Annotated in this window: 22 protein-coding genes, 2 tRNA genes and 1 other RNA gene; 11 read left to right on the plus strand and 14 right to left on the minus strand. The window is 73.2% G+C overall.

What is annotated here, in order from left to right; translation table 11 throughout:
- On the minus strand, window positions 1-1,635 hold a 1,635-nt coding region (locus ACFV4N_RS13950), incomplete at its 3' end, for an ABC transporter substrate-binding protein (protein WP_499672889.1).
- Between the two features lie 228 nt (window positions 1,636-1,863).
- Here ACFV4N_RS13950 and ACFV4N_RS13955 point away from each other — a divergent pair.
- Window positions 1,864-5,121, plus strand: a complete 3,258-nt coding sequence (locus ACFV4N_RS13955) for an AfsR/SARP family transcriptional regulator (RefSeq protein ID WP_499672890.1) — start codon at window positions 1,864-1,866, stop codon at window positions 5,119-5,121.
- Between the two features lie 54 nt (window positions 5,122-5,175).
- Here ACFV4N_RS13955 and ACFV4N_RS13960 read toward each other — a convergent pair whose 3' ends face one another.
- The 5 genes from ACFV4N_RS13960 to ffs all read right to left on the minus strand — a co-directional run bounded on the left by ACFV4N_RS13960 (window position 5,176) and on the right by ffs (window position 8,948).
- Entirely contained in the window at window positions 5,176-5,661 is a 486-nt protein-coding gene (locus tag ACFV4N_RS13960; protein ID WP_499672891.1) for a uridine kinase family protein, read from the minus strand.
- Window positions 5,658-6,251 (minus strand): recombination mediator RecR, encoded by a 594-nt coding sequence (recR, locus tag ACFV4N_RS13965; RefSeq protein WP_499672892.1) that lies wholly within the window; start codon window positions 6,249-6,251, stop codon window positions 5,658-5,660. The genes ACFV4N_RS13960 and recR overlap by 4 nt, the downstream gene beginning before the upstream one ends.
- Window positions 6,251-6,598, minus strand: a complete 348-nt coding sequence (locus ACFV4N_RS13970; protein WP_344034248.1) for a YbaB/EbfC family nucleoid-associated protein — start codon at window positions 6,596-6,598, stop codon at window positions 6,251-6,253. Before ACFV4N_RS13970 ends, recR begins: the two co-directional genes overlap by 1 nt.
- 53 nt (window positions 6,599-6,651) lie before the next feature.
- A complete protein-coding gene (locus tag ACFV4N_RS13975; RefSeq protein ID WP_499672893.1) occupies window positions 6,652-8,799 on the minus strand; it encodes a DNA polymerase III subunit gamma and tau in 2,148 nt (715 codons plus the stop codon).
- 54 nt (window positions 8,800-8,853) lie between these two features.
- An RNA gene (gene ffs / locus ACFV4N_RS13980) (signal recognition particle sRNA small type) lies at window positions 8,854-8,948 on the minus strand.
- A 90-nt stretch (window positions 8,949-9,038) separates the two neighbouring features.
- On the opposite strand from ffs, the gene ACFV4N_RS13985 reads away from it, so the two are divergent.
- Both ACFV4N_RS13985 and ACFV4N_RS13990 read left to right on the plus strand, forming a co-directional pair.
- Window positions 9,039-9,335 carry a hypothetical protein gene (locus ACFV4N_RS13985; RefSeq protein ID WP_499672894.1) on the plus strand — a complete coding sequence of 99 codons (297 nt, stop codon included), beginning with the start codon at window positions 9,039-9,041 and terminating at the stop codon, window positions 9,333-9,335.
- A complete protein-coding gene (locus ACFV4N_RS13990; protein WP_344034251.1) occupies window positions 9,329-9,601 on the plus strand; it encodes a hypothetical protein in 273 nt (90 codons plus the stop codon). The genes ACFV4N_RS13985 and ACFV4N_RS13990 overlap by 7 nt, the downstream gene beginning before the upstream one ends.
- 62 nt (window positions 9,602-9,663) lie before the next feature.
- Here the strand turns inward: ACFV4N_RS13990 and ACFV4N_RS13995 are convergent, their stop codons facing one another.
- A complete protein-coding gene (locus tag ACFV4N_RS13995) occupies window positions 9,664-10,602 on the minus strand; it encodes an iron-siderophore ABC transporter substrate-binding protein (RefSeq protein WP_499672895.1) in 939 nt (312 codons plus the stop codon).
- A gap of 179 nt (window positions 10,603-10,781) precedes the next feature.
- Here ACFV4N_RS13995 and ACFV4N_RS14000 point away from each other — a divergent pair.
- Together ACFV4N_RS14000 and ACFV4N_RS14005 are read left to right on the plus strand one after the other, a co-directional pair.
- A tRNA-Ser gene (locus ACFV4N_RS14000) sits at window positions 10,782-10,866 on the plus strand.
- Window positions 10,867-10,984: 118 nt separating this feature from the next.
- Complete coding sequence (locus tag ACFV4N_RS14005; RefSeq protein WP_499672896.1) at window positions 10,985-11,614, plus strand: hypothetical protein; 630 nt, start codon at window positions 10,985-10,987, stop codon at window positions 11,612-11,614.
- 60 nt (window positions 11,615-11,674) lie between these two features.
- Here ACFV4N_RS14005 and ACFV4N_RS14010 read toward each other — a convergent pair whose 3' ends face one another.
- The gene (locus ACFV4N_RS14010; protein ID WP_499672897.1) at window positions 11,675-14,074 is read right to left on the minus strand and encodes a DUF8508 domain-containing protein; all 2,400 of its coding nucleotides are present in this window, start codon (window positions 14,072-14,074) and stop codon (window positions 11,675-11,677) included.
- Between the two features lie 976 nt (window positions 14,075-15,050).
- Between ACFV4N_RS14010 and ACFV4N_RS14015 the strand changes: the two genes are divergently transcribed.
- Window positions 15,051-15,257 (plus strand): hypothetical protein, encoded by a 207-nt coding sequence (locus ACFV4N_RS14015; protein ID WP_499672898.1) that lies wholly within the window; start codon window positions 15,051-15,053, stop codon window positions 15,255-15,257.
- Window positions 15,258-15,444: 187 nt separating this feature from the next.
- Here the strand turns inward: ACFV4N_RS14015 and ACFV4N_RS14020 are convergent.
- From ACFV4N_RS14020 to ACFV4N_RS14030, 3 genes are all read right to left on the minus strand, one after another.
- Window positions 15,445-15,529, minus strand: a tRNA-Ser gene (locus tag ACFV4N_RS14020).
- 87 nt (window positions 15,530-15,616) lie between these two features.
- Entirely contained in the window at window positions 15,617-16,051 is a 435-nt protein-coding gene (locus ACFV4N_RS14025) for a nucleoside deaminase (protein WP_499672923.1), read from the minus strand.
- A 23-nt stretch (window positions 16,052-16,074) separates the two neighbouring features.
- The gene (locus ACFV4N_RS14030) at window positions 16,075-16,563 is read right to left on the minus strand and encodes a tRNA adenosine deaminase-associated protein (RefSeq protein ID WP_499672899.1); all 489 of its coding nucleotides are present in this window, start codon (window positions 16,561-16,563) and stop codon (window positions 16,075-16,077) included.
- 89 nt (window positions 16,564-16,652) lie between these two features.
- Between ACFV4N_RS14030 and ACFV4N_RS14035 the strand changes: the two genes are divergently transcribed.
- The 5 genes from ACFV4N_RS14035 (at window position 16,653) to ACFV4N_RS14055 (ending at window position 24,010) form a co-directional block, all read left to right on the plus strand.
- Window positions 16,653-17,888, plus strand: a complete 1,236-nt coding sequence (locus tag ACFV4N_RS14035; protein WP_499672900.1) for a M20 metallopeptidase family protein — start codon at window positions 16,653-16,655, stop codon at window positions 17,886-17,888.
- Window positions 17,889-18,233: 345 nt separating this feature from the next.
- On the plus strand, window positions 18,234-19,193 hold the full coding sequence (locus tag ACFV4N_RS14040) for a prephenate dehydrogenase (RefSeq protein ID WP_499672901.1): 960 nt from the start codon (window positions 18,234-18,236) through the stop codon (window positions 19,191-19,193).
- 27 nt (window positions 19,194-19,220) lie between these two features.
- Complete coding sequence (locus tag ACFV4N_RS14045) at window positions 19,221-20,963, plus strand: hypothetical protein (RefSeq protein ID WP_499672902.1); 1,743 nt, start codon at window positions 19,221-19,223, stop codon at window positions 20,961-20,963.
- 56 nt (window positions 20,964-21,019) lie between these two features.
- Window positions 21,020-22,813, plus strand: a complete 1,794-nt coding sequence (locus ACFV4N_RS14050) for a fibronectin type III domain-containing protein (RefSeq protein WP_499672903.1) — start codon at window positions 21,020-21,022, stop codon at window positions 22,811-22,813.
- Between the two features lie 12 nt (window positions 22,814-22,825).
- Window positions 22,826-24,010, plus strand: a complete 1,185-nt coding sequence (locus tag ACFV4N_RS14055; protein WP_499672904.1) for a thiolase family protein — start codon at window positions 22,826-22,828, stop codon at window positions 24,008-24,010.
- Between the two features lie 128 nt (window positions 24,011-24,138).
- On the opposite strand, the gene ACFV4N_RS14060 is transcribed toward ACFV4N_RS14055, so the two are convergent.
- The 3 genes from ACFV4N_RS14060 to ACFV4N_RS14070 form a co-directional block, all read right to left on the minus strand.
- The gene (locus tag ACFV4N_RS14060; RefSeq protein WP_499672905.1) at window positions 24,139-24,696 is read right to left on the minus strand and encodes a hypothetical protein; all 558 of its coding nucleotides are present in this window, start codon (window positions 24,694-24,696) and stop codon (window positions 24,139-24,141) included.
- Window positions 24,697-24,863: 167 nt separating this feature from the next.
- Window positions 24,864-25,478, minus strand: coding sequence for a putative glycolipid-binding domain-containing protein (locus tag ACFV4N_RS14065; protein ID WP_499672906.1), 615 nt, complete (start codon window positions 25,476-25,478; stop codon window positions 24,864-24,866).
- Complete coding sequence (locus tag ACFV4N_RS14070) at window positions 25,475-25,648, minus strand: antitoxin (RefSeq protein ID WP_499672907.1); 174 nt, start codon at window positions 25,646-25,648, stop codon at window positions 25,475-25,477. Before ACFV4N_RS14070 ends, ACFV4N_RS14065 begins: the two co-directional genes overlap by 4 nt.
- Window positions 25,649-25,757 lie beyond the last annotated feature (109 nt).

The following is a 25,757-nucleotide window of genomic DNA, read 5'->3' on the forward strand; positions in this document are numbered from 1 at the left end:
GGGCACGAGGCCCGAGATCTTGCTGCTCACCACGATCGCCGGCGGCGAGTGGGACACGGGGACCGCGGGCAGGAACTTGCTCATGAGGTCGCGGCTGACCTGCTTGTAGGCGTCGGCGTGCTCGGTCTGGTCGACCACCGCGTCGGCCGCCGAGATGGCGCTGAACAGGGCCGGGTCGTTGAAGCCGAACTCGGCCTTCTCGCGGCCGAAGAACGTGCCGACGAAGTTGCCGGCGTCGTTGTAGTCACCGGTCCAGCCGAGCAGGTGCAGGTCGTGCTTGCCGAGCTTCTGCACGTCGTCCTTGTAGCCGCCGTTCCACGGGCGGGAGACCAGCTCGACGGTGATGCCCGCGGCCTTGAGGTCGTCGGCGATGACGGCCGCCAGCTCGGTCGGGTTCGGCATGTACGGCCGGGAGACCTCGGTCGGCACGTAGAACTTCAGCGACAGGTTCGTCGCGCCGGCCTCGGTCAGCAGCTGCTTGGCCTTGGCCACGTCGTACGGGTACTCCTGCACGTCGTCGGCGTAGCCGGCGACCGTGTCGGGCATGAACTGGGTGGCCACCTGGGCGCCGGCGGGCAGCTTGGTCTTCACGAGCTGCTCGCGGTTGACCGCGTAGGCGATGGCCTGGCGGACCTTCAGGTCCTTCAGCGCCGGCGTGTTGGCGCCGTTGATGCCCAGGTACAGGATGTTGAACGCCGGGCGCGGCGTGACGTTGAAGCCGTCGTTCTTGAGCGAGTTGTAGTCCGCCGGGCTCGGCAGGTCGTAGCCGTCGATCGTGCCGGCCTTCAGCTCCTGCTTGCGGGCGTTCTCGTCCGGGATGATCTTGAAGATCAGCTTGTCGAGCTTGGCCTTCTCACCCCAGTAGTCGTCGTTGCGGACCAGGGTGATGGTCTTGTTGGCCCGGTCGAAGCTGTCGAACTTGAACGCGCCGGTGCCCGTCGGGTGCTCGGTCGCGTACGCCGGGTAGCTGAACGAGTCGCCGGACTGCTGGACGCTGTCCGCGTCGTACTTCTTCAGCGCGTCCGGGCTGGAGATGGACAGCGCGGTCAGGCCGAAGGCCGCCGGGAACGCGCCCTTGTACTTGTTCAGGTTGATGACGGCGGTCGACTCGTCCTTCGCCTCGCAGGACTTGTAGATCGGGTCGCCCGCGGCGTCGCCCTCGTTGGCCGCGAAGCCCTCGAACACGTCGCCGTAGTAGATCATCTGGCTCTGGGCGGCGGCGCCCTTCATGTTGAACCAGCGGTCGAAGTTGAAGCACACCGCTTCGGCGTTGAACGCGGTGCCGTCGTGGAATTTCACATTTTTCCGGAGTGTGAACGTCCACGACGTGCCGTCGCTGTTCGGTTCCCACTTCTCGGCCAGGCCGGGCGCGAGCTCCGCGGTGCCTCGTTTGTAGGTGATGAGGGTGTCGAACATCTGGCGGATAGGCCGGAAGCTCTCACCGTCGTCGTTGAAGATCGGGTCGAAGTTCTTGGGCTCGCCCGCGGCGCCGAAGACCATCGTGCCGCCGGTCTGGCCGGTCCCGGAGTCTCCCCCACGTTCGGATTGCGCACAGGCGGACAGTGCGAGTACGGCGACGCCGGTCAGGCCGATCGCGGCCGTCCAGCGGCGTCGTGCCGTTCGGGAATGAACCATCAAACACCCCTATGGAAATCCGGGATCTCACGGTGTGGTCAGGGACCCTAACCGGTCACCACAACCCTTCTGCGACAGCACAGGTCACGATCCGGCCACGCGGCCTCCTATTCTCATACATACGGTCCACCAGCGCTGACCCAACGTGACCACGGCGGATCGGGCAAACGCTCTCCTACGCTGTACAACGGACAACAGAAACCCCACTCGCGCGGAGGGAGGTCGCCGGTGAGCCCAGTGGTCGAGTTCCGCCTCCTCGGACCGCTCCAGGTGCTGGTCGACGGCGAGCAGCTGGCGGTCCGGGCGGGGCGGCAGCGCTCGCTGCTGGTGTCGCTGCTCATGCGGGCCGGGGCCGGGGTTTCGGTGGACGAGCTGGCGGAGCACATCTGGGGCGCCGACCCGCCCGCGCGGGCCCGCGGCACGCTCCAGACCTACGTGATGAGGCTTCGGCAGGTGCTCGGGCCCGCCGTGCCGATCCGGACCGTGCCCGACGGTTACCTGATCGACGTCGACGAGCGCACGATCGACGTGATGCGGTTCGAGCAGCTCGTCGAGGAGGGCGAGCGGGAGCGGGCCGCGGGCAGGCTGGAACCCGCGTCGGCGATCTTCGCGGCGGCCCTGGCGCTGTGGCGCGGCCCGGCGATGGTGGACGTGCCGTCGGAGGTGCTGCACCGCGACGAGGTGCCGCGCCTGGGCGAGCGCAGGCTGCACGCAGAGGAGCGCCGCCTGGAGGTGGACCTGGAGCTGGGCAGGCACGCCGAGCTGGTGCCCGAGCTGTACCGGCTGACCGCCGAGCACCCGCTGCGGGAGCGGCTGTGGTCGCTGCTGATGGTCGCCCTGTACCGGTCGGGGCGGCAGGCCGACGCGCTCGCCGCGTACCGCAAGGTCGGCGGCCTGCTGGCCGAGGAGCTGGGCATCGACCCCGGCGACGAGCTGCGGCGCGTGCACCAGCAGGTGCTGAACTCCTCCCCCGCGCTGGAGGCCGGCCAGTCGGCACCCGCCGCGCGCGAGCGGGTGGTGCCCTCCCAGCTGCCCGCCGACATCGGCGACTTCGTGGGCCGCGAGCAGGCCGTCCAGCTCATCGAGGCGCTGCTGCGCACCGCGCAGGGCGTGCCGGTGGTCACGCTGGCCGGGCCGCCGGGCGTGGGCAAGACGGCGCTGGCCGTGCACGCGGCGCACAAGCTGCGGCACTTCTTCCCCGACGGGCAGCTGTACGTGAACCTGCGCGGGTACGCGCCGGGCCCGCCGCTGAGCGCGGTCGACGTGCTGCCGCGGTTCCTGCGGGCGCAGGGCGTGCCGCCGGGCGAGGTGCCGCTGGACCAGGACGAGCAGGAGGCGATGTTCCGGTCGCGGCTGACCGACCAGCAGGTGCTGCTGGTGCTGGACAACGCGGCCAACGCCGAGCAGATCCGGCCGCTGCTGCCCGGTTCGCCGGGGTGCGCGGTGCTGGTGACCAGCCGGGACACCCTGCGCGGGCTGGCGGTGAGCCACGCCGCGTCGAACGTGCGGCTGGACGTGCTGGACCGGTCCGAGACGCGGGCGCTGCTGGCCGGGATGCTCGGCGAGGACGTGGTGGCCGCGCAGTCCGGGGCCGCCGACGAGCTGGCCGACCTGTGCGCGCACCTGCCGCTCGCGCTGCGCATCGCGGCGGCCAACCTGCTGTCGCGGCCGGAGATCACCATCGCCTCGTACGTGGAGGAGCTGCGGGCGGGCAACCGGCTGGCGGCGCTGGCCGTGGAGGGCGACGAGCGGGCCGCCGTGCACGCGGCGTTCGACCTGTCCTACACCGCGCTGAAGCCGGAGCTGGCGTCGCTGTTCCGGCTGCTCAGCCTGGCTCCGGGCGACATCACGCCGGACGTGGCGGCCGCCCTGGGCGGGCTGACCACGCAGGACGCCCGGCGCCGGCTCGACCGGCTGGCCACCGCGAACCTGATCGACAACCACGTGCCCGGCCGCTACCAGTTCCAGGACCTCCTGCGGGACTACGCGGCCGAGCGGCTGGAGTTCGAGGACGGCCCGGCCGAGCGCGACCAGGCCGTGCGGCGGCTGCTGGACTGGTCGATCAGGTCGGTGGACAACGCGACGGACGCGTTCAAGAGCACCCTGCTGCGGCTGCCGCGGACCGGCGCGGCGGCGGGCGTGACGCCCCGGCTGTTCGCGTCCTCGGCCGAGGCGCTGGCCTGGCTCGACGCCGAGCGGGGCAACCTGGTGGCGCTGGTCGTGCACGCGGCCGACCGGATGCCCGACCCGGACGTGTGGCAGCTGGCCGACGCGCTGCGCCGCTACTTCTACCCGACCGGGCTGCCGGTGGAGTGGCTGGCCACGGCCAAGGCCGGGCTGGCGGTGGCGCAGGCCACGCAGGACCCGGTCGGCGAGGTGGCGATGCTGTCCTCGCTGGGCACGCTGTACTGGGCGATCGGCCAGCACCGGGTGGCCGTGGACCACTTCCGCCGCACCATCCCGATCCAGCGGCGCACCGGCGCCGCGCCCGCCGCGGAGGCGGCCGTGCTGGCGAACCTCGGCGCGGTCTACATCGAGGTCGGCGAGCTGGAGCTGGCGGCCGACCACCTGGAGCGGGCCCTGGTGATCACCCGGTCCATCGGCGCGCTCCAGCAGGAGGGCATCGCGCAGCTCAACCTCGGCGGCGTCTACATGCAGCTCGGGCAGCTCGACCGGGCGGTGTCGTCGTTCGAGGGCGCGCTGGACGTCGGCAACCGGCTGGGCGCGTGGATGACGCAGGCCGACAGCCACCGGGCGCTGGCCGAGGCGCACCTGTTCCTGGGCGAGCCGGAGCGGGCGGCGCGGCTGTACGAGCGGTGCGGCGAGCTGTACGAGCGGGCGGGCGCGCGGCGGTTCGCGCACTTCTCGCACGAGGGCCTGGCGCTGACCTACCTGATGCGCGGCATGTTCGCCGAGGCGGCGGAGGAGGCGGGCCGGGCCGTGGCCATCGCCGAGGGCCTGGACAACCTCAAGGGCGTGTGCGACGCGACGAACGCCCTGGGCGAGGCGCTGTGCGGGCTGGGGCGGCTGGACGAGGCGGTGGAGCGCACCACCGAGGCGCTGCGGGTCGCCGAGGAGACCGGCTACCCGATGGGCATCTGCGTGGCCCGCCGGGGGCTCGCGCTGGCCCACCGCGCGGCGGGCAGGCTGGACGAGGCCCGCTACTCGGCGCACCAGGCCCTGGACAGCGCAGTCCGCTACCGGCTGCGGCTGGCCGAGGTGGACGTGCTGACGGTGCTGGGGCGGGTGCGGCTGGACCAGGGCGACGTGGCGCAGGCGCTGGACCTGGCGCTGCGGGCGCTGGAGCTGAGCCGGAGCACGGGCCAGCGGTTCGTGCTGGCGCGGGCGGAGCACCTGGTGGGCGACGTGCTGGCGGTCTCGGGCGACCGGGACGGCGCGGTGGCGCGCTGGCGGGCGGCGCTGGACGGGTTCGGCGCGGTCGGCTGCCCGACGGAGGCCGACGTCGTGCGCCGGCGGCTGGGGTAGCCCCGGGACGGCCCGGCGGCTCAGCGGTCCGGCGGTCCGGCGGTCCGGCGGCGTTCACCCCACCGTGACGACGCGGGTGGCGCGCTCCCTGGTCCCGTCCACGGCGAACCAGCCGCGCTCGAACGCCTGCCAGCGCTCCAGGTGGGCGCGGCTCGCCTCGCCGTCCCGGGCCACGGCCCTGGCCAGCCGCTCCGCCGGGTCCGGCAGCTCCACCCAGACGGCCTCGTCCAGGCGTGGCGCGATGGCGCGCCGCGCGGCGGACACGCCCTCGACGACCAGCACGTCCGTGACCGGCACGGTGACCCACTCGCCGAGCCGCGGCCAGCCCTCGGACCAGTCCATGCGCCGGTAGCGCCCCGGCTCGCCCCGCCACAGGGGCTCCAGGACGCCGTGCAGCAGGCGCGGCCACCACGCGACCGGGTCGGTCCACGTGGCGAAGTGGTCGGTTGGGACCACCGGCGCGCCCAGCTCCTCGGCCAGCCGCGCCGCGCAGGTGGACTTGCCCGAGCCGGACGGGCCGTCGACCGCGACGAGCCTCACATGCTGCGCCGGCCGGACAGCGCCCGGCCGAGGGTCAGCTCGTCGGCGAACTCCAGGTCACCGCCCATCGGCAGGCCCGAGGCGAGCCGGGTGACGGTGAGTCCGGGGAAGTCGCGCAGCATCCGCACCAGGTAGGTGGCGGTCGCCTCGCCCTCGGTGTTGGGGTCCGTGGCGATGATGATCTCGTTGACGTCCGTGCCGATGCGGGTGAGCAGCTGCTTGATCCGCAGCTGGTCCGGCCCGACGCCCGACAGCGGGTCGAGCGCGCCGCCCAGGACGTGGTAGCGCCCCTTGAACTCCCGGGTCCGCTCCACCGCGAGCACGTCCTTCGGCTCCTCCACCACGCAGATCAGCGTCAGGTCGCGGCGCGGGTCGCGGCAGATGCGGCAGGTCGCCTCGGCGGAGACGTTGCCGCACACGTCGCAGAACACCACGCCGTCCTTGACCTTCTGCAGGGCGTCCTGGAGCCGGCCGATGTCGGCCGGGTCCGCGGCGAGCAGGTGGAAGGCGATGCGCTGCGCGCTCTTGGGACCGACGCCCGGCAACCGGCCGAGTTCGTCGATCAGGTCCTGGACGGGCCCCTCGTACATCAGCCGAACAGCTTCCCGAGGCCACCGAGGTCGTCCATGCCGCCCATGCCCGCGGCCAGCGGGCCCATCTTCTGGGCGGCCAGCTCCTGGGCGGCTCGGTTCGCGTCGCGCACGGCGGCGACGACCAGGTCGGACAGCGTCTCGACGTCGTCCGGGTCGACCACCTTCGGGTCGATCTCCAGGCGCTTGAGCTCACCGCCGCCGGACACCACCGCGGTCACCAGACCACCGCCCGCGGTGCCGGTCAGCTCGGACTCGGCCAGCTCCTGCTGGGTGGCCGCGAGCTTCTGCTGCATCTCCTGCGCCTGCTGGAGGATCTGCTGGATGTTGGGCCCACCGGGTTGCACCGCGGGTTCCTCTCTTCCGGGTTTGCCGCCGTTCACCAGCGTAGCCGCGTCGATCAGCCCTTCAACGGGCGAGCACCCAGCTCGTCGGCCAGGAGCTTGAGCACGACGGCCTCGGGGTCGAGGCCCTGGCCGCCCTCCTCGGTCGGCCGGGCGGCCTCGGCGAGCATCTCCTCCTCGTCGACGGGCTCGGGCGGCAGGGGGTCGTCGGGCTCGGGCGGTTCGGGCGGGGGCGGGATGTCGTCGGCGGGCGCCGACGAGGTGGGTGGGGCCTGCCTGGTCGACTCGGGCCGGCGCGGCTGGGCCTGGCTGGGCCTGGTCGGGGCGGGTCGGGACGGTTTCTGCTGCGCCGGGCGGGCCGGTGCGGCGCTCGGCTCGCCGTGCACGCACTTCACCTGCCACGTGCCGCCCAGGACCTTGGCCAGCGCGGCGGCGATGGCGTCGGCGTTGCGCGGCTCGGCCAGGCGGCGGGCCAGCGGGGCGGACGGGTGGGTGAGGGTGACCACGGTGCCGTCCACGTCGGCGACGGCGGCGTTGGTGAGCATCGCCTCGGTGCTGCGGCTGGCGCCGCGGACCACGCCCAGCAGCTCCGACCAGCGCCGGCGCAGCTCGACCGCGTCGAGGCCGCCGGCGGGCGCCTGCGGTTCGGGCGCCTGCGGTTCGGGCGCGGGGCGCTCGACCGGGGCGGGCCGGGCCGGTGGCGCGACCGGGCGGTCGACCGGCGCGGGCGCCTGCGGTGCGGGTGCCTGCGGCGCCTGCGGTGCGGGGGCCTGCGCCTGCGGTGCGGCGGCCTGCGGTGCGAAGTCCTGGGGCGCGGCGGGCTGTGGCGCGGCGGCCTGCGGTGCGGCGGCCTGCGGTGCGGGCGCCTGCTGCGGTACCGCAGGTGGGGCGGCCTGCGCCACCGGCTGGGGCGCCTCGGCCTGAGGTGCGGTGGCTTGGCGCACGGCGGGCTGCGGCGCGTCGCCGGGGCGCTGCGAGGGCCGCTGGAACGTCCGCCCGGCGGGCGCGCCGCCGTTCACGGGCGCGCCGCCCGAGCCGCCGGCCGGCGGTCCGTGGCGCTCCAGCTGCTCGACCCGCTGGAGCAGGCCCGACTCGACGTCGCCCACCGAGGGCAGCAGCATCCGCGCGGCGACCAGCTCCAGCAGCAGCCGGGGCGCGGTGGAGCCGCGCATCTCGGTCAGGCCCTGGTGCAGCACCTCGGCCCACCGGGTGACCGTCGCCGGCCGGGTCGCCTCGCGCTGGGCCGCCATCTTGGCCAGCTCGTCGGCCGGCGCGTTCACCAGGCCGCGCTCGCCCGCGTCCGGCACCGCGTGCAGCAGCACGAGGTCGCGCAGCCGATCCAGCAGGTCCGAGGCGAACCGGCGCGGGTCGTGGCCCGCCTCCACCAGCCGGTCGATGGTGCCGAACACGGCCGAGCCGTCGCCGTTGGCCAGGCCGTCCACCACGTCGTCGATCAGCGCCACGTCCGTCACGCCGAGCAGCGAGATCGCCCGCTCGTACTTGACGCCCTCGGGCCCGGCGCCGGACAGCAGCTGGTCCATGACCGACTGCGTGTCCCGCGCCGAACCGCCGCCGGCCCTGATGACCAGCGGGAACACCGACGGCTCGACCGCCACGCCCTCGGCCGCGCAGTTCCGCTCCAGCAGCGCCCGCATGTCCCTCGGCGGGATCAGCCGGAACGGGTAGTGGTGGGTGCGCGAGCGGATGGTGGGCAGCACCTTGTCCGGCTCGGTGGTGGCGAAGATGAAGATCAGGTGCTCGGGGGGCTCCTCCACGATCTTCAGCAGGGCGTTGAAGCCCTGCGTGGTGACCATGTGGGCCTCGTCGATGATGAACACCCGGTAGCGCGACTCGGCTGGCGCGTAGAACGCCTTGTCCCGCAGCTCGCGGGCGTCGTCGACGCCGCCGTGGCTCGCCGCGTCCAGCTCCACCACGTCCACGCTGCCCGGCCCGTTGGGCGCGAGGCCCACGCACGAGTTGCACTCGCCGCACGGGTCGGGCGTCGGGCCCTTCACGCAGTTCAGCGAGCGCGCCAGGATGCGGGCGCTGGAGGTCTTGCCGCAGCCGCGCGGCCCGGAGAACAGGTACGCGTGGTTGACCCGGCCCGCGCCCAGGGCGGTGCGCAGCGGGTCGGTGACGTGCTCCTGCCCGACCACCTCGCCGAAGGTCGCCGGACGGTACTTGCGGTAGAGGGCGAGCGCCACGTCGGCGACCTTACCGGGAGGGTCCGACATCACCGCCGGGCCGGGCGGGAAGAAAGAAGGGGACCCCGTGCACCCACCAGAGCCCACTTATCCTTGCTGCCTTCCGGCCCTGGGGAGGTTCATGGGGTGTGTGCCGCACGAGGTCCGCAGTCAGTGTAGCCAACCGCCCTGGACGCCCTCGCGCCGGGCACGGGAAACTCTTCACCGACATCGGCAACTCCCGGTGAAGGAGGAACGCCATGAGGGCCCTGCTCCTCACGTGCGCCACCCTGCTCCTCGCGTCCGGCACGGCGGCGGCCGACCCGGTCGTGCCCAGGCACGCCATCGTCGTCTGCCAGACGGCGAGCTTCTACGGCAACTACGACCACGCGTCCGGCCCGGTCCAGTTCAAGCGGACGCTGACCTACGGCAACAAGATCGGCCACACGCCCGGCGCCCACCCCGTCTACAACGGCTGGGCGGCGAGCATGGACTTCGGCCCCAACGACTGGGGCTACCTCCGCGCCGAGTGCATCGGGGGGTACGACTCGTGGTGAGCAAAGCGCTGCTCGTGGCGGCGGTCGCCCTGGTGGCGACCGCCGCACCCGCCCAGGCGGCCAACGGCACCGTCGGTGAGCGCGAGACCGTGTGCGCGACCGACCTCTACGTCCGCACCGCGCCCAACGACGGCCCGTGGATGGGCACCCTCTACCGGGGCCAGACGTTCCTGGTGAAGGGACCCAAGGTCGGCAACTACGTCTACGGCTTCGCCTACGGCCACATCAACGCGAACGGCTGGGTGGCCGACGGCTGGTTCTGCTGACGGCCGGCACTGCTGACGGCCTGTTCTGCCGATGGCCGGCCCCGCCGACGGGGCCGGTCCGGCTAGAGCCCGAGCGCCTGGCTGAACAGCGGCACGGCGTGGTCGAGCGCGTAGGCCGTGCCGAGCGTCGAACCGCTGGAGAAGGCGTTGACCAGGTCCTTGTCCTCCAAGACCAGCGCCTTCTCCGGCACCAGCGGGTTGGACTTGAGAGCGCTCGCGTCGCCGCCGATCGGGAACAGCACGGTCAGGTCGGCGTCGAGCAGGTCGAGCCGCTCCGCCGAGATGTCGACGTAGAACGAGCCGGACGCCAGGTCCTCGACGTCCTGGCGCGGCGTGAAGCCGATGGCCTTCATGAAGTCGGTCCGGGCGTCGCCGGAGACGTACGCGCCGAACTTGCCGTCGAAGTAGGCGCCGACCACCGTGGTCTTGCCGGCGAACTTCTCGTTCTCGGCGAACTTCGCCTTCAGGTCGCCGATGAGCTTCCAGCCCTCGTCCTCCTTGAACAGGGCCTTCGACACCAGCTCGACCTGCTGCTCCCACGTCGTGCCGTACTGGATCACGTCCTTGGGCGCGCTGATCGTGGGCGCGATCTTCGACAACGTGTCGTGCTTGGCCTGGTCGTTGTCGGACTTGGTGTTGAGGATCAGGTCGGGCTGGAGCGCGGCGACCGCCTCGTAGTCGATCTCCGTGGTGCCCAGCAGCTCCGGGGCCTGCTGGTACAGGTCCGCGGCCCACGGGCCGACGCCCTTGCCGCCGAACCCGAGCCAGTCGCTCGCGCCCACCGGCTGCACGCCCAGGGCCAGCGCGGTCTCCGCGTCGGACCAGCCGAGCGCGACCACCCGCGTCGGCGGCGCCTCGACGGTCACCGGGCCGAAGCGGGTGTCGACCGTCACCGCCCCCTGAGCGGCGTCGCCCTCCCCGCTCCCCTGGTCATCCCCACCACCGCCGCCACAGGCGGCCAGCAGCAGGGCGGACAGCACGACCACGAAACCACGCTTCACCTTGCACCTCCTTAGGTGAGCCTAACCGAACAAAGTGGCGGTGGCGGTACGGAGCGGGCGGCGCTGTGACCAAGGCGTCGTGGACGCGGCGGTGCGCCCCTTCCGCGCCATTCGACTTCCCCTCCCGGGCGGACCAGCCGTTTTGGGTCGGACCGGACCCGTCCGTTAGACTCCCCGGCGGAGGATTCGCATAGCGGCCTAGTGCGCACGACTGGAAATCGTGTTGGGTTAACCCCCTCACGGGTTCAAATCCCGTATCCTCCGCAGACCAGGGCCCCGGTCACCACCAGGTGACCGGGGCCCTGTCTCGTCCCGGAGGCAACGCAACGGGTGCCTTGCGGCGTTTAAACGGTGATCGACCGATTACCGGGAGGACACGCACATGAGGATCGTCACGACGGCTGCCGCGGCAGCCGTGGCCGCAGCGGCAGCCGTGGTCGCCGCCGGCGTCGCCGGGGCCGCACCCTCCACCGGGGTCGGCGCGAGCGGGCCCCCGCAGTACAGCGCCACGGCGTGGCACGACGTCAAGGTCCGGCACTGCCCCTCGACGGCGTGCACGCAGGCGCCCGGGAGCCCGGTCCTGGCCGGCTGGACGGTCGGCGCGTACTGCTGGGTGCACGGCGAGTCGGTCACGGACTTCGGCTACACCAACGACGTGTGGCTGAACATCGGCCGGCAGGACGGCGGCACGCAGTGGTCCAGCGCCATCTACTTCGTCGGCGACGAGTACGCCGGCCTGCCGGAGGACGCCCGGTGCGCCGACGCGCCGAAGCCCCCCACGGCGACCACCTCGCCGAGGCCGACCACGACCACGCACGCGCCCACCACCACGCCGAGGCCCACCACCACGCAGGCGCCCAGCACCACGCCCTTCCCGACCACGACGGCCTTCCCCACCACGACCGCCTTCCCGACCACCACGGTCGAGCCCACCACGGTCTTCCCGACCACCACGACCGCCTTCCCCACCACGGCCTTCCCCACCACGACGGCCGAGCCCACCCGGAGCTGACCGCCGCGAGGAGAGGCCCCCTCGGACTCCGCGTCCGAGGGGGCCTCGTGGTCGTCCGGCTCAGCCGCGGGGCAGGCACTCCAGGACGTCCTCCAGCAGGAAGGCGACCTTGTCCACGTTCGCGTTGCCGGTGCTCGGGCGCAGCTTCACGACCTGCGGGTCGTGGTCGCTGGCCTGGTCGGCGAACTCCGCGTTGACGTGCACCACGTCGTAGCGGTAGCGGGTGATGTTCGAGCTGATCAGGATGTGGTCGAGGGTCTGCGAGTTGCCCTCGAACACGTAGCTGTACCGCTCGGCGGCGGGGAGGGTGTCCATCAGGGCGACGACCTGCCCGCCCGCGGTCAGGGAGTTGACGACCGGGGAGAACTGGTAGTCGTTGATGTCGCCCGCCAGGACGACGTTGGCGCCCTTGTCGACCGCCTTGACCCGGTCCACGAAGCCCTTGAGCAGCGCGGCCTGCTGGAGGCGCTGCACCTCGGAGCTCCGGTTCGGCTCCTGGTAGCGACCGTGCATGGCCTGGTCGCCGCCCTTGGAGTTGAAGTGGTTCGCGACCACGAAGACCGTGCGGCCGCGGAACTTGAACTCGCCGGCCAGCGGCTTGCGGCTGGACTCCCACGCCTGGTCGGCGGGCGCGATGCGGCCCGGCGACACCGACAGCGCCGCGCGGCCGCGCTGCTTCACGACCTCGACCGGGGTGGTCGCGTCGCCGCCCGGCCGGTCGACGAAGGACACCCGGGCCGGGTTGAACAGGAACGCGACCCGGATGTTGCCGCCCGGCGCGCCGCCGTCCGCGCCGTTCACGGGGTCGATCTGGCGCCACCGGTAGCGCGGTCCGCCCGCGGCCGCGATGGCGTCGGTGAACCTGGCGAGGGTCGCCTCGGCGGTGACCGTGCCGTCGTTGGTGGTGCCGTTGTCGTCCTGGATCTCCTCCAGCACGACGATGTCGGGGTTGGCCAGGTTCCGCACCACGGCGGCGGCCAGGCGGTCGAACTTCGCCTGGTCGTTGGTCGCGGCCAGGTTCTCCACGTTGTAGGTGGCCACGGACAGCTCGTAGCCGCGCTGCGCGTCGGTGACCTCGGGCTGGATGCCGCCCGGGACGTGCTCGCCCACCGACTTGGCCGCCAGGGTGTAGCCGCCGAAGTTCGCGTACTCGACGTTGCCGACGGTCGCGCCGCGCCAGGTGTCGCCGACGTTGCTCTTGACCGGCGTCGCGCTGCCCGGCTTGACCTTGATCCGGCCGTTGTTCGGCTGGTCGTACCCGAGGTAGATCGTGCCGCCGCGGGCGGTCGGGTTCTGGTCCGGCTTCAGCGTGACGAAGGTTTCGTTGTAGTTGTTGGTGGGCCCGACCACGCGGAGGTCGTTCGCCTGGACGTACATGCCCTCGCGGGACTCGAAGTAGTCCAGCGCGTAGGTGGCCGGGTCGAGCGGGAGCTGCTCGATGCTGCCGCCGCCCGCGGTCGGGAGGTAGCCGGCGGGCACGGAGAGGACCTCCGGCGTCGGCAGGGGGTTGCCCTTGGACTTCACGGTGACCGTGGCGCCGGTCAGCTCGGTGAGCGTCTGGAGCGAGTTGGACGGGGTGTCGCCGTCCGGCCGGTACTCGGCGACCGTGCCGGTGACCAGCACGTCGTCGCCGGGCTCCACGGTCGGGTTCAGGCCCGCGGTGTAGACGAACAGGCCCTCGCTGGTGCGCGGGTCGCCGTCCGGGGCGGTGTCCTGGAACCAGAAGCCGCGGTCGCCGGTGTTGCGGACGGCGGTGACGACGCCCGGGACGCCCGCGACCCGCTGACCCGCCAGCGGCGAGACGCGGGTGGTGCCCTGGATGTCGCGGATGCGCTTGTCACCGGGTTCGGGCTCGGGGTCCGGGTCCGGACCGCCCGGGGTCTGACCGGCGGAGTTGACCGGCGTCGGCGCGCCGACGGTGAAGTCCGCGGCGTTGTCGTCGGTGTCGGTCAGCGCGGTGCGCGCGGCCGAGGTGGTGTTGCCCAGGTTGCCGGTGGCCGTGCCCTCGCGCACCACGGTGGACGTGCCGTAGCCGACCAGGTCGCGGACGCGGGTGTCGGCGCCGCAGTCCGCGGCGGTCTTGCAGGTCAGCGCCGCGGTGCCGGTGACCAGCGCGATGGTGCCCCCGGTGCCGGACATGGCGATCGTGCCGGTGGCGTCCGGGGTGGGCAGCTCGACCGTGCCGCCGGCGCCCTTGGCCTGCGCGACGAGGAACCTGCCGCCGGGCGCGATCGAGCCGGTCAGCGGGGTGACCTGCCACTGGCTGCTCGCGCTGGCGCTGGCGGGCAGGTACTGGACGCTCCAGCCGGCCACGGAGACCGGCGCCGCGCCGCGGTTGGCCAGCTCGACGAAGTCCTGGGTCAGGGTCGCGCCGGAGTTCCCGCCGCCGCCGTAGACCTCGGCGACGAGGGCGTCCGGGCTCGGGGCCGCGAGGATCGGCGTGGCCAGGGCGAGCGTCACGGCCGAAGCGGCGGTGACCGCTACCCCGAGGCGGAGCGGAGTGGGTCTCAAGGGGTCCTCCGGTGGTTGGCGGATTCGCGCATCCTCCCCGGATCGAGTGAACGGCGGTAGTCGCCGTCACTAACTGTTGACCGCCTCTTGAGCACAGGCCACTCACTCGAACGTGTGTTCGAGTGATGGGGTAGAGTGCCGGACGCGCGTCCGACCGGTGGCCCTCCCAGCGCCGGAGCGGGCGCGGTGCGCACAACGGGGGCGCCGACCCGGCCTGACGAGGTGCGGCTCGGCGCCCCTGTGCCGTTCCAGGCCCCGCAACCGCCCCGAACCCCGGACCCCGACCTCGTGCCCCGGGTCTCGCGCCCCGGACCTCGCGACTCGGTCCCGCCCTCCGGCCCGCGCGACCACGCACCGCCGCACGTCCGGAAAACGATCTTCCGACCGACCTTACGGCAACCGGGCGCCCTCCGCCTCCCGGGAGCACCGCGCCCGTTTCGACCGGGATGCGACGCTTTCCGCAGCGACACCATCAGCTTTTCGCGTGAATCGACGCGGTTCACCTGCCCCTGATTCCGGAAGGGGACTAACATTGGTAGAGCGCGACGCCCGGACGCGTTCTTCCGGTTTGCCCGAGTTGAACCGGAGCACCGGGAAGATCGGGTGTGACACCCAGTGGCCGACCGAGCCGCCAAGCGCCTTCACCAAGTCGTAACGCTCGGACCAGCACACTTCCACGCCACCACGTGTGATGCAGATCACACGAGCAATTTGCACCTGAGCGCACCGTGTCGATCTCTCTACGCTCCGCTGCGACGTCTAGCCCGAGAGTGTGGACTGTCGGAATTAATCTTGCCCGCGCCGCGGATGTGGTTTAAAAAGGTCTTACCGCTGCGATGATTACCGACTCCGGGCGACCTGTCCCCATTCTACTCCAAGATCCGGTAATCATAATGTGCGCGCACCCGCGCCCTACTCTTGCTCCATGACAGCTCTTGCCGGCGCTTGTCCATGGGCGTTCGTGGTCGTCGTCGCGCTGATCCTGGTGTTCGTCTTCGGTGTGGTGTGGCTGGTACTGAGCAAGAAGGGCAGGGATGACGAGGTGGTCATCCGCCTGTTCCCGAAACCGGAAATCACGATCGGCCGAGTTCCCGGCGGGCAGGTCAGGGGGGAGAGGACGGGCCGCCGCTGAGCCGGGGGGGACGGGGCCTGTCCGCGCACCAGCGGGCAGGCCCCGTCCTTTCGGGGGGCGGCGCGGAGCGAACTGACGCCCCCATTCGGAGCCGAGCCTGGCTGAGGCGGAGCAGGCGGGGGCGGGAAGAAGCCGCTTCAACGTCAGAGCCCCGCTCACCGGGTTCGGTGAGCGGGGCTCTGAGCAGCGGTGGCGGTGGGATTTGAACCCACGGAGGCTTTCACCTCACACGCTTTCGAGGCGTGCTCCTTCGGCCGCTCGGACACGCCACCGCCGAGAACAATACAAGACCACCCCCAGATGACCCAAACGGGGGTCGGTTGGAGCTGGAAGTGCTGGTCAGAGGGGTCACGCCTGGCTCAGAGGTCCTGGAAGAACGACTCCATCAAGGTCGCGCACCTGGCCTCCAGGACACCGCCGACCACCTCCGGCCGGTGGTTGAGCCTCCGGTCGCGGACGACGTCCCACAGAGAGCTGACGGCACCCGTGCGGGGTTCCCAGGCGCCGAAGACCACCCGGTCGACCCTGGCGAGGACCAGGGCGCCGGCGCACATGGTGCAGGGCTCGACGGTGACCGCGAGGGTGCAGCCGGTCAGGCGCCAGCCGTCGCCGTGCGCGGTCGCGGCGGCTCTCAGGGCCAGCACCTCGGCGTGGGCGGTCGGGTCGCCCAGGGCCTCGCGGGCGTTGCAGGCCCTGGCCAGCTCCCGGCCGTCCGGGCCGTAGACGACCGCGCCGATGGGGATGTCGCCGGTCCTCGGCGCCTCGGCGGCGACCTCCAGCGCGGCCTCGACCATGGCCTCGTACGGCTTGCCGGTGGTCACGCCTGGATGCTGTCCAGGAGCTTGGTGAACTCGTCGCCGAAGCCGCACCGCTGGGCGATCATCTGGAGCTGCTCGTCCGGGTACAGCTCGACCTCGTCGACGATCACCTGCAACTCGTGCTGCGGCATGCCGAGGTCGGACAGGACCCCGAGGTCGCCCTCCGGCCACAGCTCGTCGTCCTCCTCGTCGGGCGGGTCCACCCGCAGGAGGTCGAGGACGTCGGCGGCGATGTCGTAGTCCAGCGCCGCGGCGGCGTCGGACAGCAACAGCGCCACTCCCCCCGGCACCGGGCGCAGGATGATGAAGAACTCGTCGTCCACCGCCAACATCCCGAAGGCGGCACCCGTCGAGCGCAGTTGGCGCAGTTCCGTGATCGCCGCATCGAGTTCGGACAGCGCCGAGCTGTCCATCTTGCTGCACCGCCAGCGGCCGTCCTCCCGGACCACCGCGACAGCGAAGCCGTTGACCGGCTCCTGGTGTGCCATGTGCACACCGTAGGGCCACGGGCACGTGCCCGGTAGCACGGGGGCCGCAGGCGCGGGCGACCGGGGGCTTCCGGTGCCACTATCGAGGGATGAGCACAACTCTGCCGCACGCCTTGACGACCGCTCCCGAGCCCCGCTTCACGGGGCTGGTGGAGGCCGCCCGTGCCCTCCAGCCGAGGACCGTGGCGCTGCGCCGACAGGTGCACCGGCACCCCGAGCAGGGCTTGGACCTGCCCGCGACCCAGGCCGCGATCCAGCACGCGCTGTCCGGCCTGCCGCTGGAGGTGACCACCGGCAGGTCCAGCAGCTCGGTCACCGCCGTGCTGCGCGGGGCCAAGCCGGGGCCGACCGTGCTGCTGCGCGGTGACATGGACGCCCTGCCGCTCCAGGAGGAGACGGGCCTGGCGTACGCCTCCGAGGTCGACGGCACCATGCACGCCTGCGGCCACGACACGCACGTCGCCATGCTGGCGTCGGCCGCGCGCCTGCTGTCCTCGCGGCGCGAGGCGCTGACCGGGCAGGTCGTGTTCATGTTCCAACCCGGCGAGGAGGGCCACCACGGCGCGCGGCACATGCTCGACGAGGGCGTGCTGGACGCGGCGGGCACGCCGGTGGAGAAGGCGTTCGCCCTACACATCACCTCGACGCTCCAGTCCGGCGTCGTCATCAGCCGCCCCGGCCCCACGATGGCCTCGGCCGACAACTTCCACATCACCGTCACCGGCCGCGGCGGGCACGGCGGCATGCCGCACGACGCGATCGACCCGGTGCCGCCCGCCGCCGCCATGGTCGGGGCGCTCCAGACGATGGTCGCCAGGCGGGTCAGCGTGCACCAGCCGGCGGTGGTCACGATCGGCCGGATCGCCGCGGGCACGACCACCAACATCATCCCGGGGACCGCCTTCGTGGAGGGCACCATCCGGACCCTGTCGGAGGAGACCAGGGAGCTGGTGCACCGCGAGTTGCAGCAGGTCGTGAAGCACGTCGCCGCCGCGCACGGCTGCACCGCCGACGTCTCGATCGTGCCCGGCTACCCGGTCACGGTGAACGACGCCGAGGTCGGCCCGCACGTCGTGGACGTGGCGTCCGCCGCGCTCGGCGCGCGCTGGGCCGCGCCCATGGAGGAGCCGCTGATGGGGGCGGAGGACTTCTCCTACGTGTTGCAGCGGGTGCCGGGCGCGATGGCGTTCCTGGGCGCCTGCCCGCGCGGGATCGATTTGGAGCAGGCCGAGCCCAACCACTCCAGCCGGGTGCTGTTCGACGAAGCGGCCATGGAGCACGGCGTGGTCGTCTACACCGCCCTCGCGCTGGACGCCCTGCGGTGAAACCTGCGGTGGAGGAACACCGATGCCGATGCCAGCACTGAGGCTGAGGCTGAGGCCGCTGTCGCTGACGCCGCTGCGGGTGGCCGCAGGCGCGTGAGGTGACGGGCTGGACCGGGCCGCGGGAGGACACCCGACCGCGGCCTGGCCGGTGGTGGCGGCCCGGCCGGTGGTGGCGGCCCGGCGGGTGGTCGTGGGCGGTGCGGTCGGCGTCGTGTTCATGGCTTCGACCGTGCCGGCGGGCGGATCGGGGCGCGAGGGGCGATCCGCGACCTGTGGACAACTCCCGGGCCTGTGGATGAATCCGGGCCTGTGGACGAATAGGGGTTGGGCGGTGTCGCCGGCAGGATGAGCGCCGTGCGAAGCGTGTGCGTGGTGGGGCTGGGTTTGATCGGTGGGTCGGTGCTGCGCGCGGCGGCCGCCGCCGGCTTCGCGACCTGGGGCGCGACCGCCTCGGGCGACGACGCGGAGGCCGCGCGCCGGGACGGTCACGACGTCGTCGACCTCGACGCCGCCCTCGAGCGCGCGGTCGCGCGGGACGCCCTCGTCGTCGTGGCGGTCCCGCTGCCGGCTGTGGAGGACGTGCTGCGCGCCCTCCCGGGGGGCGTCCGCCTCACCGACGTCGTCAGCGTCAAGGGGCCGGTCGCCGACCTCGTCGCGCGCGTCGCCCCGCACGCCCGCTACGTCGGCGGCCACCCCATGGCGGGCACGTCCAGGTCCGGCTGGGACGCGGGCCGCGCCGACCTGTTCCGGGACGCCGCCTGGGTCGTCACCGCCGAGGACGGCTCGGACCTCGACGTCCTCTCCGACGTCATCGGCCTGGCCCTCGCCGCGGGCGCCCACGTCGTCCCCACCACCGCCGCCGAGCACGACGCCGCGGTGGCCCGCATCTCCCACCTGCCGCACCTGCTCGCCGCCGTGCTGGCCGGCGTCGGCGCGGACGGCGGCCCGCTCGCCCTCTCCCTGGCCGCGGGCTCGTTCGGCGACGGCACGCGCGTCGCGGGCAGCCGCCCCGAGCTGGTCCTGGCGATGTGCGAGGGAAACCGGGCCGCGTTGCTGGGCGCCGTGGACGACGCGCTGGGCAGGCTCGGCGCGGCCCGCGGCTCGCTCGCCTCGACCGGCGGCCTGGCCAAGACCGTGGAGGCGGGCCACACCGCCCGCCTGGCCCTGGAGAACCGGCCCGAGCTGACCGGCACCACCCTCGACCTGACCGCTCCGGGCGCCTTGGCGGCCCTGCGCGACCTGGGTTCCCGGGGCGGCCGCGTCGTTGGGCTGAACGGCTCAACCGTGCTCGCCCTCACACCCTGAGCACGCGCGCGGCCCTAGAGTCGGCCCGTGGAGCGCCGGAAGCTGGTGGCCCTGGTCGGTGGTGTCGCCCTGCTCGGCGGCACGGTCGCCCTGCTGCGCGACGAGTCCGCCCCGCCCCCTCCCCCGACCTTCGAGCGCTTCCTCTCCGACCGCGTCGAGCTCGTGCCGGACACGCGCGAGTTGCGCACGCCCACCGACCTGGCGCTGACCGCGCTCGACCGCACCAGCCTCCGCGCGAGCTGGACCGCCGCGGGCGGCCTCGACCACGGCGGTTTCGAGGTCCGCTGGAACGGCGCGACGCGCCTGGTCCAGGGCACCGAGACCGAGCTGACCGACCTCGACGTGAACGCCGACGTCGCCGTGGAGGTCCGCGCGGTCGACGGGCTGGGCAACCGCTCCGGGCCCGCCACCGCGACCGCCGTGCCGCGGCTGGCGTACGAGGCGGCGCAGGTGCACGGCCTGTTCGAGCCGGTCGACCGGTTCGACGGCCCGGAGTCCCTCCCGCCGCGGCGCTGGCGCGTCCTGACCGCCAACAAGCCCTACGACACCACCGGCGGCAGCACCGACTGCCTCGGCCTGCGCCCGTTCAACGGCGGGCGGCTGGAGGTCTCCTGCGACCTGCTGGAACTCCAGTCGAACGTGCCGATGGCGCTGGGCGAGCCCGCCCCGGACGGCGCGGTCGGCAGGGTCCTCCTCACCACCGACGGCCCGCTGACCCCCGACGGCGAGGTGTCGATCGCCCTGCTGCCCGAACCGTTCCAGGACCTGCCCGCCCTGGCGGAACGCCCGCCGCCGGGCGCGGTCGTCCTGCGCCTCACCACGACCAGCGCGCGCTTCGAGATCGGCGAGGGCGTGCCCGCCACCGGTGAGGTGATCCCCGCCGCGGGCACGTTCACGCGGCCGTCGTCGGGCGTGCGGCACCGCTGGGAGGTGCGCGTGCTGCCCGGCTCCGTGGTGGCGCTGCGCGACGGCGTGGCGCTGGCCGGCGCGCCCGTGGCCGTGCCCTGGCGGGTCGCCCACCCGCGCCTGGTGTTCCGGGAGGCCCGGAACACCCTGCTGGACTCGTTCGGCACCGGCGGCGTGCCGGCGGACCCGGAGCCCGCCTCGGTGGTGAAGCTCGGCTCGGGCATCGGCTCGGTGCTGGGCCACCCACCCGACTCGCTGCTGTCGGGCGGCACCTCGGTCCGCGTGGTCGCGACCGTGTTCACCCCCTCCGACGCGCCGATGACCCTGGAGTTCGGCTCCCGCTCCGCGCCCGCGACGCGCATGCCGGAGGACCGCTACGGGGGCGACGAGCACGTGGTCTACGCCGACTTCCCGCTGTCCGCGTCGGACGAGCCGGGTCGGCGGCGCGTTCAGCTCCGGTCGGACCTGTACGCGCACGTGACCGACGCCCGGCTGGTCATCGCCGACGGCCCGGACGCGCGCCGCCCCCTGCCCCGCGTCACCGACCTCCCGCCGCCCGTGCCGGCGGTGCCCGCGCCGTCGATCGCGGTGGTGCGCGAGGACGGCGTCGCCAGGGTGGTCGTCGAGCTGGCCGACCCGACGGCGCGCGAGGTCGCCGCGGTGAAGGGCATCGAGGTCGACTTCGACGGCGAGCGGATCGCCACGCTGCCCACGAACGGGTCCGCGGGCGGGCGCCACGAGTTCGCGCTGCGGCTGGACGACGTGCCCACCGGCGGCCACGACGTCGCGGTGCGGGTGCTCCCGGTGGACGAGCGGGGCGAGGTGCGGAAGCACCAGCACAGCTTCCAGATCCGGCCGTTGTAGGTCTCGGCTCCGCAACGAGGGGTGACCGCCGTCACCCCGGCACCTAGCTTTGCGCTGTGGACCGTCGCCGGATCGCCTTCATCGCCGCGGGCGCGGTGCTGTTCGGCGGGGTCGTCGGGGTCCTGCGGACCGCGGGCGCGGGCGAGCCGGCCACGCCGACCGGCGCCTCCGCGCCGCCGCCCACGTCGCTCGCGCCGTTCGCCGCCGAGGGCGTGCTCGTGCCGACCGCCGGCGCGCCGCCGGAAGCGCCGCGGGACCTGGTCGTGATGTCCGGGCCGCGGCGGTTGCAGTTGCGCTGGGAGGGCGGGGCGCCCGGTTACGAGGTGCGCTGGGGCACCGACCGCGCCGACCGGTCGAAGCTGGTCACGCGGTCCTCGATCCAGCTCGACGGCCTGGAGGACGAGCGTCCGCACGTGGTCGAGGTGTACGCGGTGGACGCGTTCGGGCAGCGGTCCGCGCCCGCGAAGTCCTCCGGGACCCCGCACGACCGGCCGCCCGACGACTACGCGTCGGTCGACCGGTTCGACCAGGACGACGCGCCCGACGCGACGCGGTGGCGGCTGCTGTCCCGGCCGAACTGCGCGCGCGCCACGCCCGGCCGCGGCGACGACGGCCGGCGGCTGGTGCTCACCGGCAACTGCGCGGCGGCGCCCGCCACGCTGCGGTCGCGGACGCCGTTCGCGCTCCGGGACGGCGACGAGCTCGGCCGGTTCGCGGTGGACACCGACGCGCCCGGCGCCGACGGCGAGCTGGCGCTGGACCTGGTGCCCGGACCGGTGTCGGTGGTCGGCGCGGACGGGCTGCCGCCGGGCACCGTGCGGCTGCTGGTCGACACCGGCAACGGGACCACCGACGTGGCGGTGCGGACCCCCGAGGGCACGCCGACCCGGGTGGTGCGCGAGGTGCCCGCGCTCGACCCCGGGTTCACCCACCGGTGGGAACTGGTGCTGCGGCGCGACGGGGCGCGGGTGCTGTTCGACGGCGAGCTGGTGGCCGTCAGCCCGGTCGTGCCGACGTGGTCCGAGGCGACCGCGCTGGTGTCCGTCTCCGGGCCGACCGGGCAGCGGGTGGCGTTCAGCCTCGTCGCGTTCGACGCGGCCCCCGCCTCGCCGCCGCCGCTGGTGGCCGCGCCCGACGTCGAGGTCGAGGTGGCCGCCGAGGCGTGGGAGCGCGGGGGCGGCGCGCCGCTGCCCGGGGTGACCGGCGGGCAGCTGCGGATGGCGCTGCTGCACACCGACGCGTCACCGGGGGCGCCCGCGCTGAGCGCGTCGGTGGCCGGGGTGGAGGTGCCGCTGCGGCCCGCCGCGCCCGGGACGCCGTGGCGGCCGGGCGTGCCCTACCCGGTGGTGGCGGACCTGCCGGCGGAGGCGTTGAGGACGGCGTCGGGGGACCTCTTCGTGACGCTGCTGACCCGGCTGCGCGTGCAGGTGACCCACGTGGACCTGGAGCTGAGCGGCACGCCCTCGCGCCCGGAGCCGGCCGCCCCGGCGCCGGGACCGCCAGGACCGGAGCTGCCCCGCGTCGAGGGGACGGTGCTGGACGCGGCCGGCCAGGCCCTGCCCCCCGGCGGGTCCGTGCGACCCGGCCGGCTGGTGTTCGACCTGGGGCTGAGCGGCCGGCCCGGCGCGCCGCTCGCCGGGGTGGCCGGGTTCACCGTGCGGGTGGACGGCGAGCAGGTGGCCGCGGTGCCGACCGACCGGGGCGGCCCGGGCGTCGTCGGGCGGTACCGGCTGGCGCTGAACACCTCCGGGTTCGCGGCCGGGCCGCACCTGATCGAGGTCAGGCTGTTCGGCGCCTCGGGTGAGACCCGACCCACCTCGGCGTTCATCCCCTTCCTCGTCGGCCGGTGACAAGATGGGGCCATGCCACGGCCCCTCATCCTCGACGCCGCCCGCACCCCGTTCGGCCGCTACCGCGGCGGGTTGTCCGGGGTCCGCGTGGACGACCTCGCCGCGCTGCCGATCACCGAGCTGCTGCGCAGGCACCCCGCGCTGGACCCGGCGCGGATCGACGACGTGCTGCTCGGCAACACCAACGGCGCGGGCGAGGAGAACCGGAACGTCGGGCGGATGGCGGCGCTGCTGGCCGGGCTGCCGACCTCGGTGCCCGGGGTGGCGGTCAACCGGCTGTGCGCGTCGGGCGGCGAGGCGATGGCGCAGGCCGCGCGGTCGCTGGCGCTGGGCGACGCGTCGCTGCTGGTCGCCGGTGGCGTGGAGGGCATGACGCGGGCGCCGTTCGTGGTGCCGCGGCCGGACCGGGCGTTCGCCGACCGGCTGGAGTCGGTGTCCACGGCGCTGGGGTGGCGGCTGGTGAACCCGCGGATGAGGGCCGAGTGGACCGTGCCGCTGGGGCGCGCGGCCGAGGACGTCGCGGTGTCGCTGGGGATCACGCGGGAGCAGATGGACGGGTTCGCGCTCCGGTCGCACCGGCGGGCGTCGGCGGCGTGGGACGCGGGCGTGCACGACGGGTTCGCGTTCCCGGTGCTGCTGCCGGACGGGTCGTCGGTGCGGCGGGACGAGTCCGTGCGGCCGGAGACGTCGCTGGAGAAGCTGGCGAAGCTGAAGCCGGCGTTCTCGGAGGGCGGCCCGGTGACGGCGGGCAACGCGTCGCCGCTGAACGACGGCGCGGCGGCGGTGCTGATGGGCGACGAGGAGGTGGCGGCGGAGCTGGGCGTCACGCCGCTGGCGGAGTTCCTCGGGTCGGCGGTGACGGCGGAGGACCCGCAGCGGTTCACGCTGGCGCCGGTCTCCGCGATCCGGAAGCTGCTGGGGCGGCTGAAGGTGGCCGCGGAGGACGTCGCCCTGTGGGAGGTCAACGAGGCGTTCGCGGCGATGGCGCTGTCGGTGCTGCACCACCTGCCGGAGGTGGACCCGGAGAAGGTGAACGTGCACGGTGGCGCCATCGCCTACGGTCACCCGCTGGGCGCCTCGCTGCCGCGGGTGGTGGTGGACCTGTGCCGGCACCTGCGGGCGCGCGGTGGTGGCCTGGGCGTGGCGGCGGCTTGCGTGGGGGTCGGGCAGGGGATGGCGATCGCCGTTCGGGTGTGAAGATCGCCTGATCGAGCGACGGTGCGGGGTGGGGTCGCTTGGTATGGTCGAGGCAGCCGAGGTCGCTCGACCGAGGAAGTGAGCCCTGGTAGGCCCGTCGGACGGCGGGAGCCAGGGCTTCGCGCTTCTCAGCGCAGCTGTCGACGCCTGGTCACGACACCGACATCGATCACGGCTTCCACCAGCGGACCAACGCGCCTGCGCCACTCACCGCCCGCGCCGTAGCACCAGGCGATGGCGTCGGGAATCCACAACGCGGGGTCACCGTGAGAACTCATGTGCTCGTACGAGATCGAATCGTCAGGCACACCGCACTCGCGCAGTGAACGGGTGATGACCCGCCGGTCAAGGCGATCTTCCGTCCTACCCCGCGCATCGAGAACCAGCCGTGCGACCGGTTCCTCTACGAGATCGGCGACAAGGTCGGCCAAACATGCCTGACGCACGGCTTCGGCAGGTCCACGACCGAAGTAGACGCGACTGCGGAACCCCGCGTCGACCAGGCGCCCGATCACATCCTTGCGAACGGTGTCGCTTTCACTCTTGAAGTGCAGCCGACGTTCACCCGCGACGCGCAATCCTCGCATCAGCGTTCGAAGGGCGGTCAGCCGTCGCGTCTGAATGAATGCGGCCGCCAGCAGGTAGGTCGCCCGGCGTGACTCGTCGACGAAGACGTGTGTGCTCACCCGACGATCGTTGTGCCCGCCCTACGGGCGCAAACGATTGCTCGCCCGATTTAATGAAAGCGGGCAAGGCCGTTCAGTCGATAAGCTGCTACCAGCCCCGGCCGCTAGGTCGAGGAAGTGAGCCCTGGTAGGCCCGTCGGACGGCGGGAGCCAGGGCTTCGCGCTTCTCAGATCCGGTAGGCGATGCGGGGGTAGTCGACCACCAGGCCGGTCTGGTCGACGGTGATGTCCTGCTGGAACTCCCCGTGCGTGAAGGAGACCACCGAGCGGCCGTCGCCGAGGGCGACCGTGCGGTACCGCTGGCGCACGAGCTGCACCGACAGGTCCGGCAGGGTCACGTAGACCATCGACACCTCGTGCTCGCCCTCCTCCACGTGGAGGTTGAGCCGCCGCACGGGGAGGGCGTTGAACAGGACCGCGAACTGCACGTCCACGTCCTGCGCCCCGTCGAAGTCGGCCCGTTCCGCGCCCTGGCCGTGGTCGACCAGCCAGACGCCCTCGGACGAGCGGCTGATGGACACGTGCCGCTCCTCGGACAGCGTCGCGGTGCGCAGCAGGACCCGCTTCACCGCGCCGGTCTCACCGACCGACACCTCGTACGAGCCGCTGAACTGCTCGGCCGGGCCCGCCGTCACCAGGCGCCCGGACGCGCGCAGCTTGCGCTCCGACAGCAGCAGGCGCACCTGCTCCAGCCGGGGTACGTCGTAGCCCTGCCAGGTCACCATCTGGGCGGCCGGGGACCGGGTCTCGCCGGTCGGCGCCGCCTGCTCGGCCGTGCTCACTGCCCACCCGGGAGGATGTCCTTGGCCATCTCGGCCACCGACCGGACCTGCTCCTCGTGGCCGAACCGGTCGGCGATGAACCCGGCGGCCTGGTCGATGCCGGCGTCCACCTTCTCGTGGTTCTGCTCCAGCAGCTCGGACGCCTTGTCCTTGATCTCATCGAAGTTCATGGTGCTCCTTCGCACTCCCCCAGGCAGGCTACCCGACCGGCCCGGTCACACCCAGCGACAAACGAGCACGGCCCCCTCGGGATTCCCGAGGGGGCCGTCATCACCCGTT

Source organism: Actinosynnema sp. NPDC059797, from assembly GCF_042732085.1.
GTDB lineage: Bacteria > Actinomycetota > Actinomycetes > Mycobacteriales > Pseudonocardiaceae > Actinosynnema.

Excerpts from the sequence above, each read along its gene's own strand:
- ACFV4N_RS14030 (WP_499672899.1), bottom strand. The coding sequence starts at position 16,563 with ATGGCACACCAGGAGCCGGTCAACGGCTTCGCTGTCGCGGTGGTCCGG.
- ACFV4N_RS14040 (WP_499672901.1), top strand. The coding sequence starts at position 18,234 with ATGAGCGCCGTGCGAAGCGTGTGCGTGGTGGGGCTGGGTTTGATCGGT.
- ACFV4N_RS13985 (WP_499672894.1), top strand. The coding sequence starts at position 9,039 with ATGAGGGCCCTGCTCCTCACGTGCGCCACCCTGCTCCTCGCGTCCGGC.
- ACFV4N_RS14055 (WP_499672904.1), top strand. The coding sequence starts at position 22,826 with ATGCCACGGCCCCTCATCCTCGACGCCGCCCGCACCCCGTTCGGCCGC.
- recR (WP_499672892.1), bottom strand. The coding sequence starts at position 6,251 with ATGTACGAGGGGCCCGTCCAGGACCTGATCGACGAACTCGGCCGGTTG.
- ACFV4N_RS14035 (WP_499672900.1), top strand. The coding sequence starts at position 16,653 with ATGAGCACAACTCTGCCGCACGCCTTGACGACCGCTCCCGAGCCCCGC.
- ACFV4N_RS14015 (WP_499672898.1), top strand. The coding sequence starts at position 15,051 with ATGACAGCTCTTGCCGGCGCTTGTCCATGGGCGTTCGTGGTCGTCGTC.
- ACFV4N_RS14005 (WP_499672896.1), top strand. The coding sequence starts at position 10,985 with ATGAGGATCGTCACGACGGCTGCCGCGGCAGCCGTGGCCGCAGCGGCA.
- ACFV4N_RS14070 (WP_499672907.1), bottom strand. The coding sequence starts at position 25,648 with ATGAACTTCGATGAGATCAAGGACAAGGCGTCCGAGCTGCTGGAGCAG.
- ACFV4N_RS14025 (WP_499672923.1), bottom strand. The coding sequence starts at position 16,051 with ATGGTCGAGGCCGCGCTGGAGGTCGCCGCCGAGGCGCCGAGGACCGGC.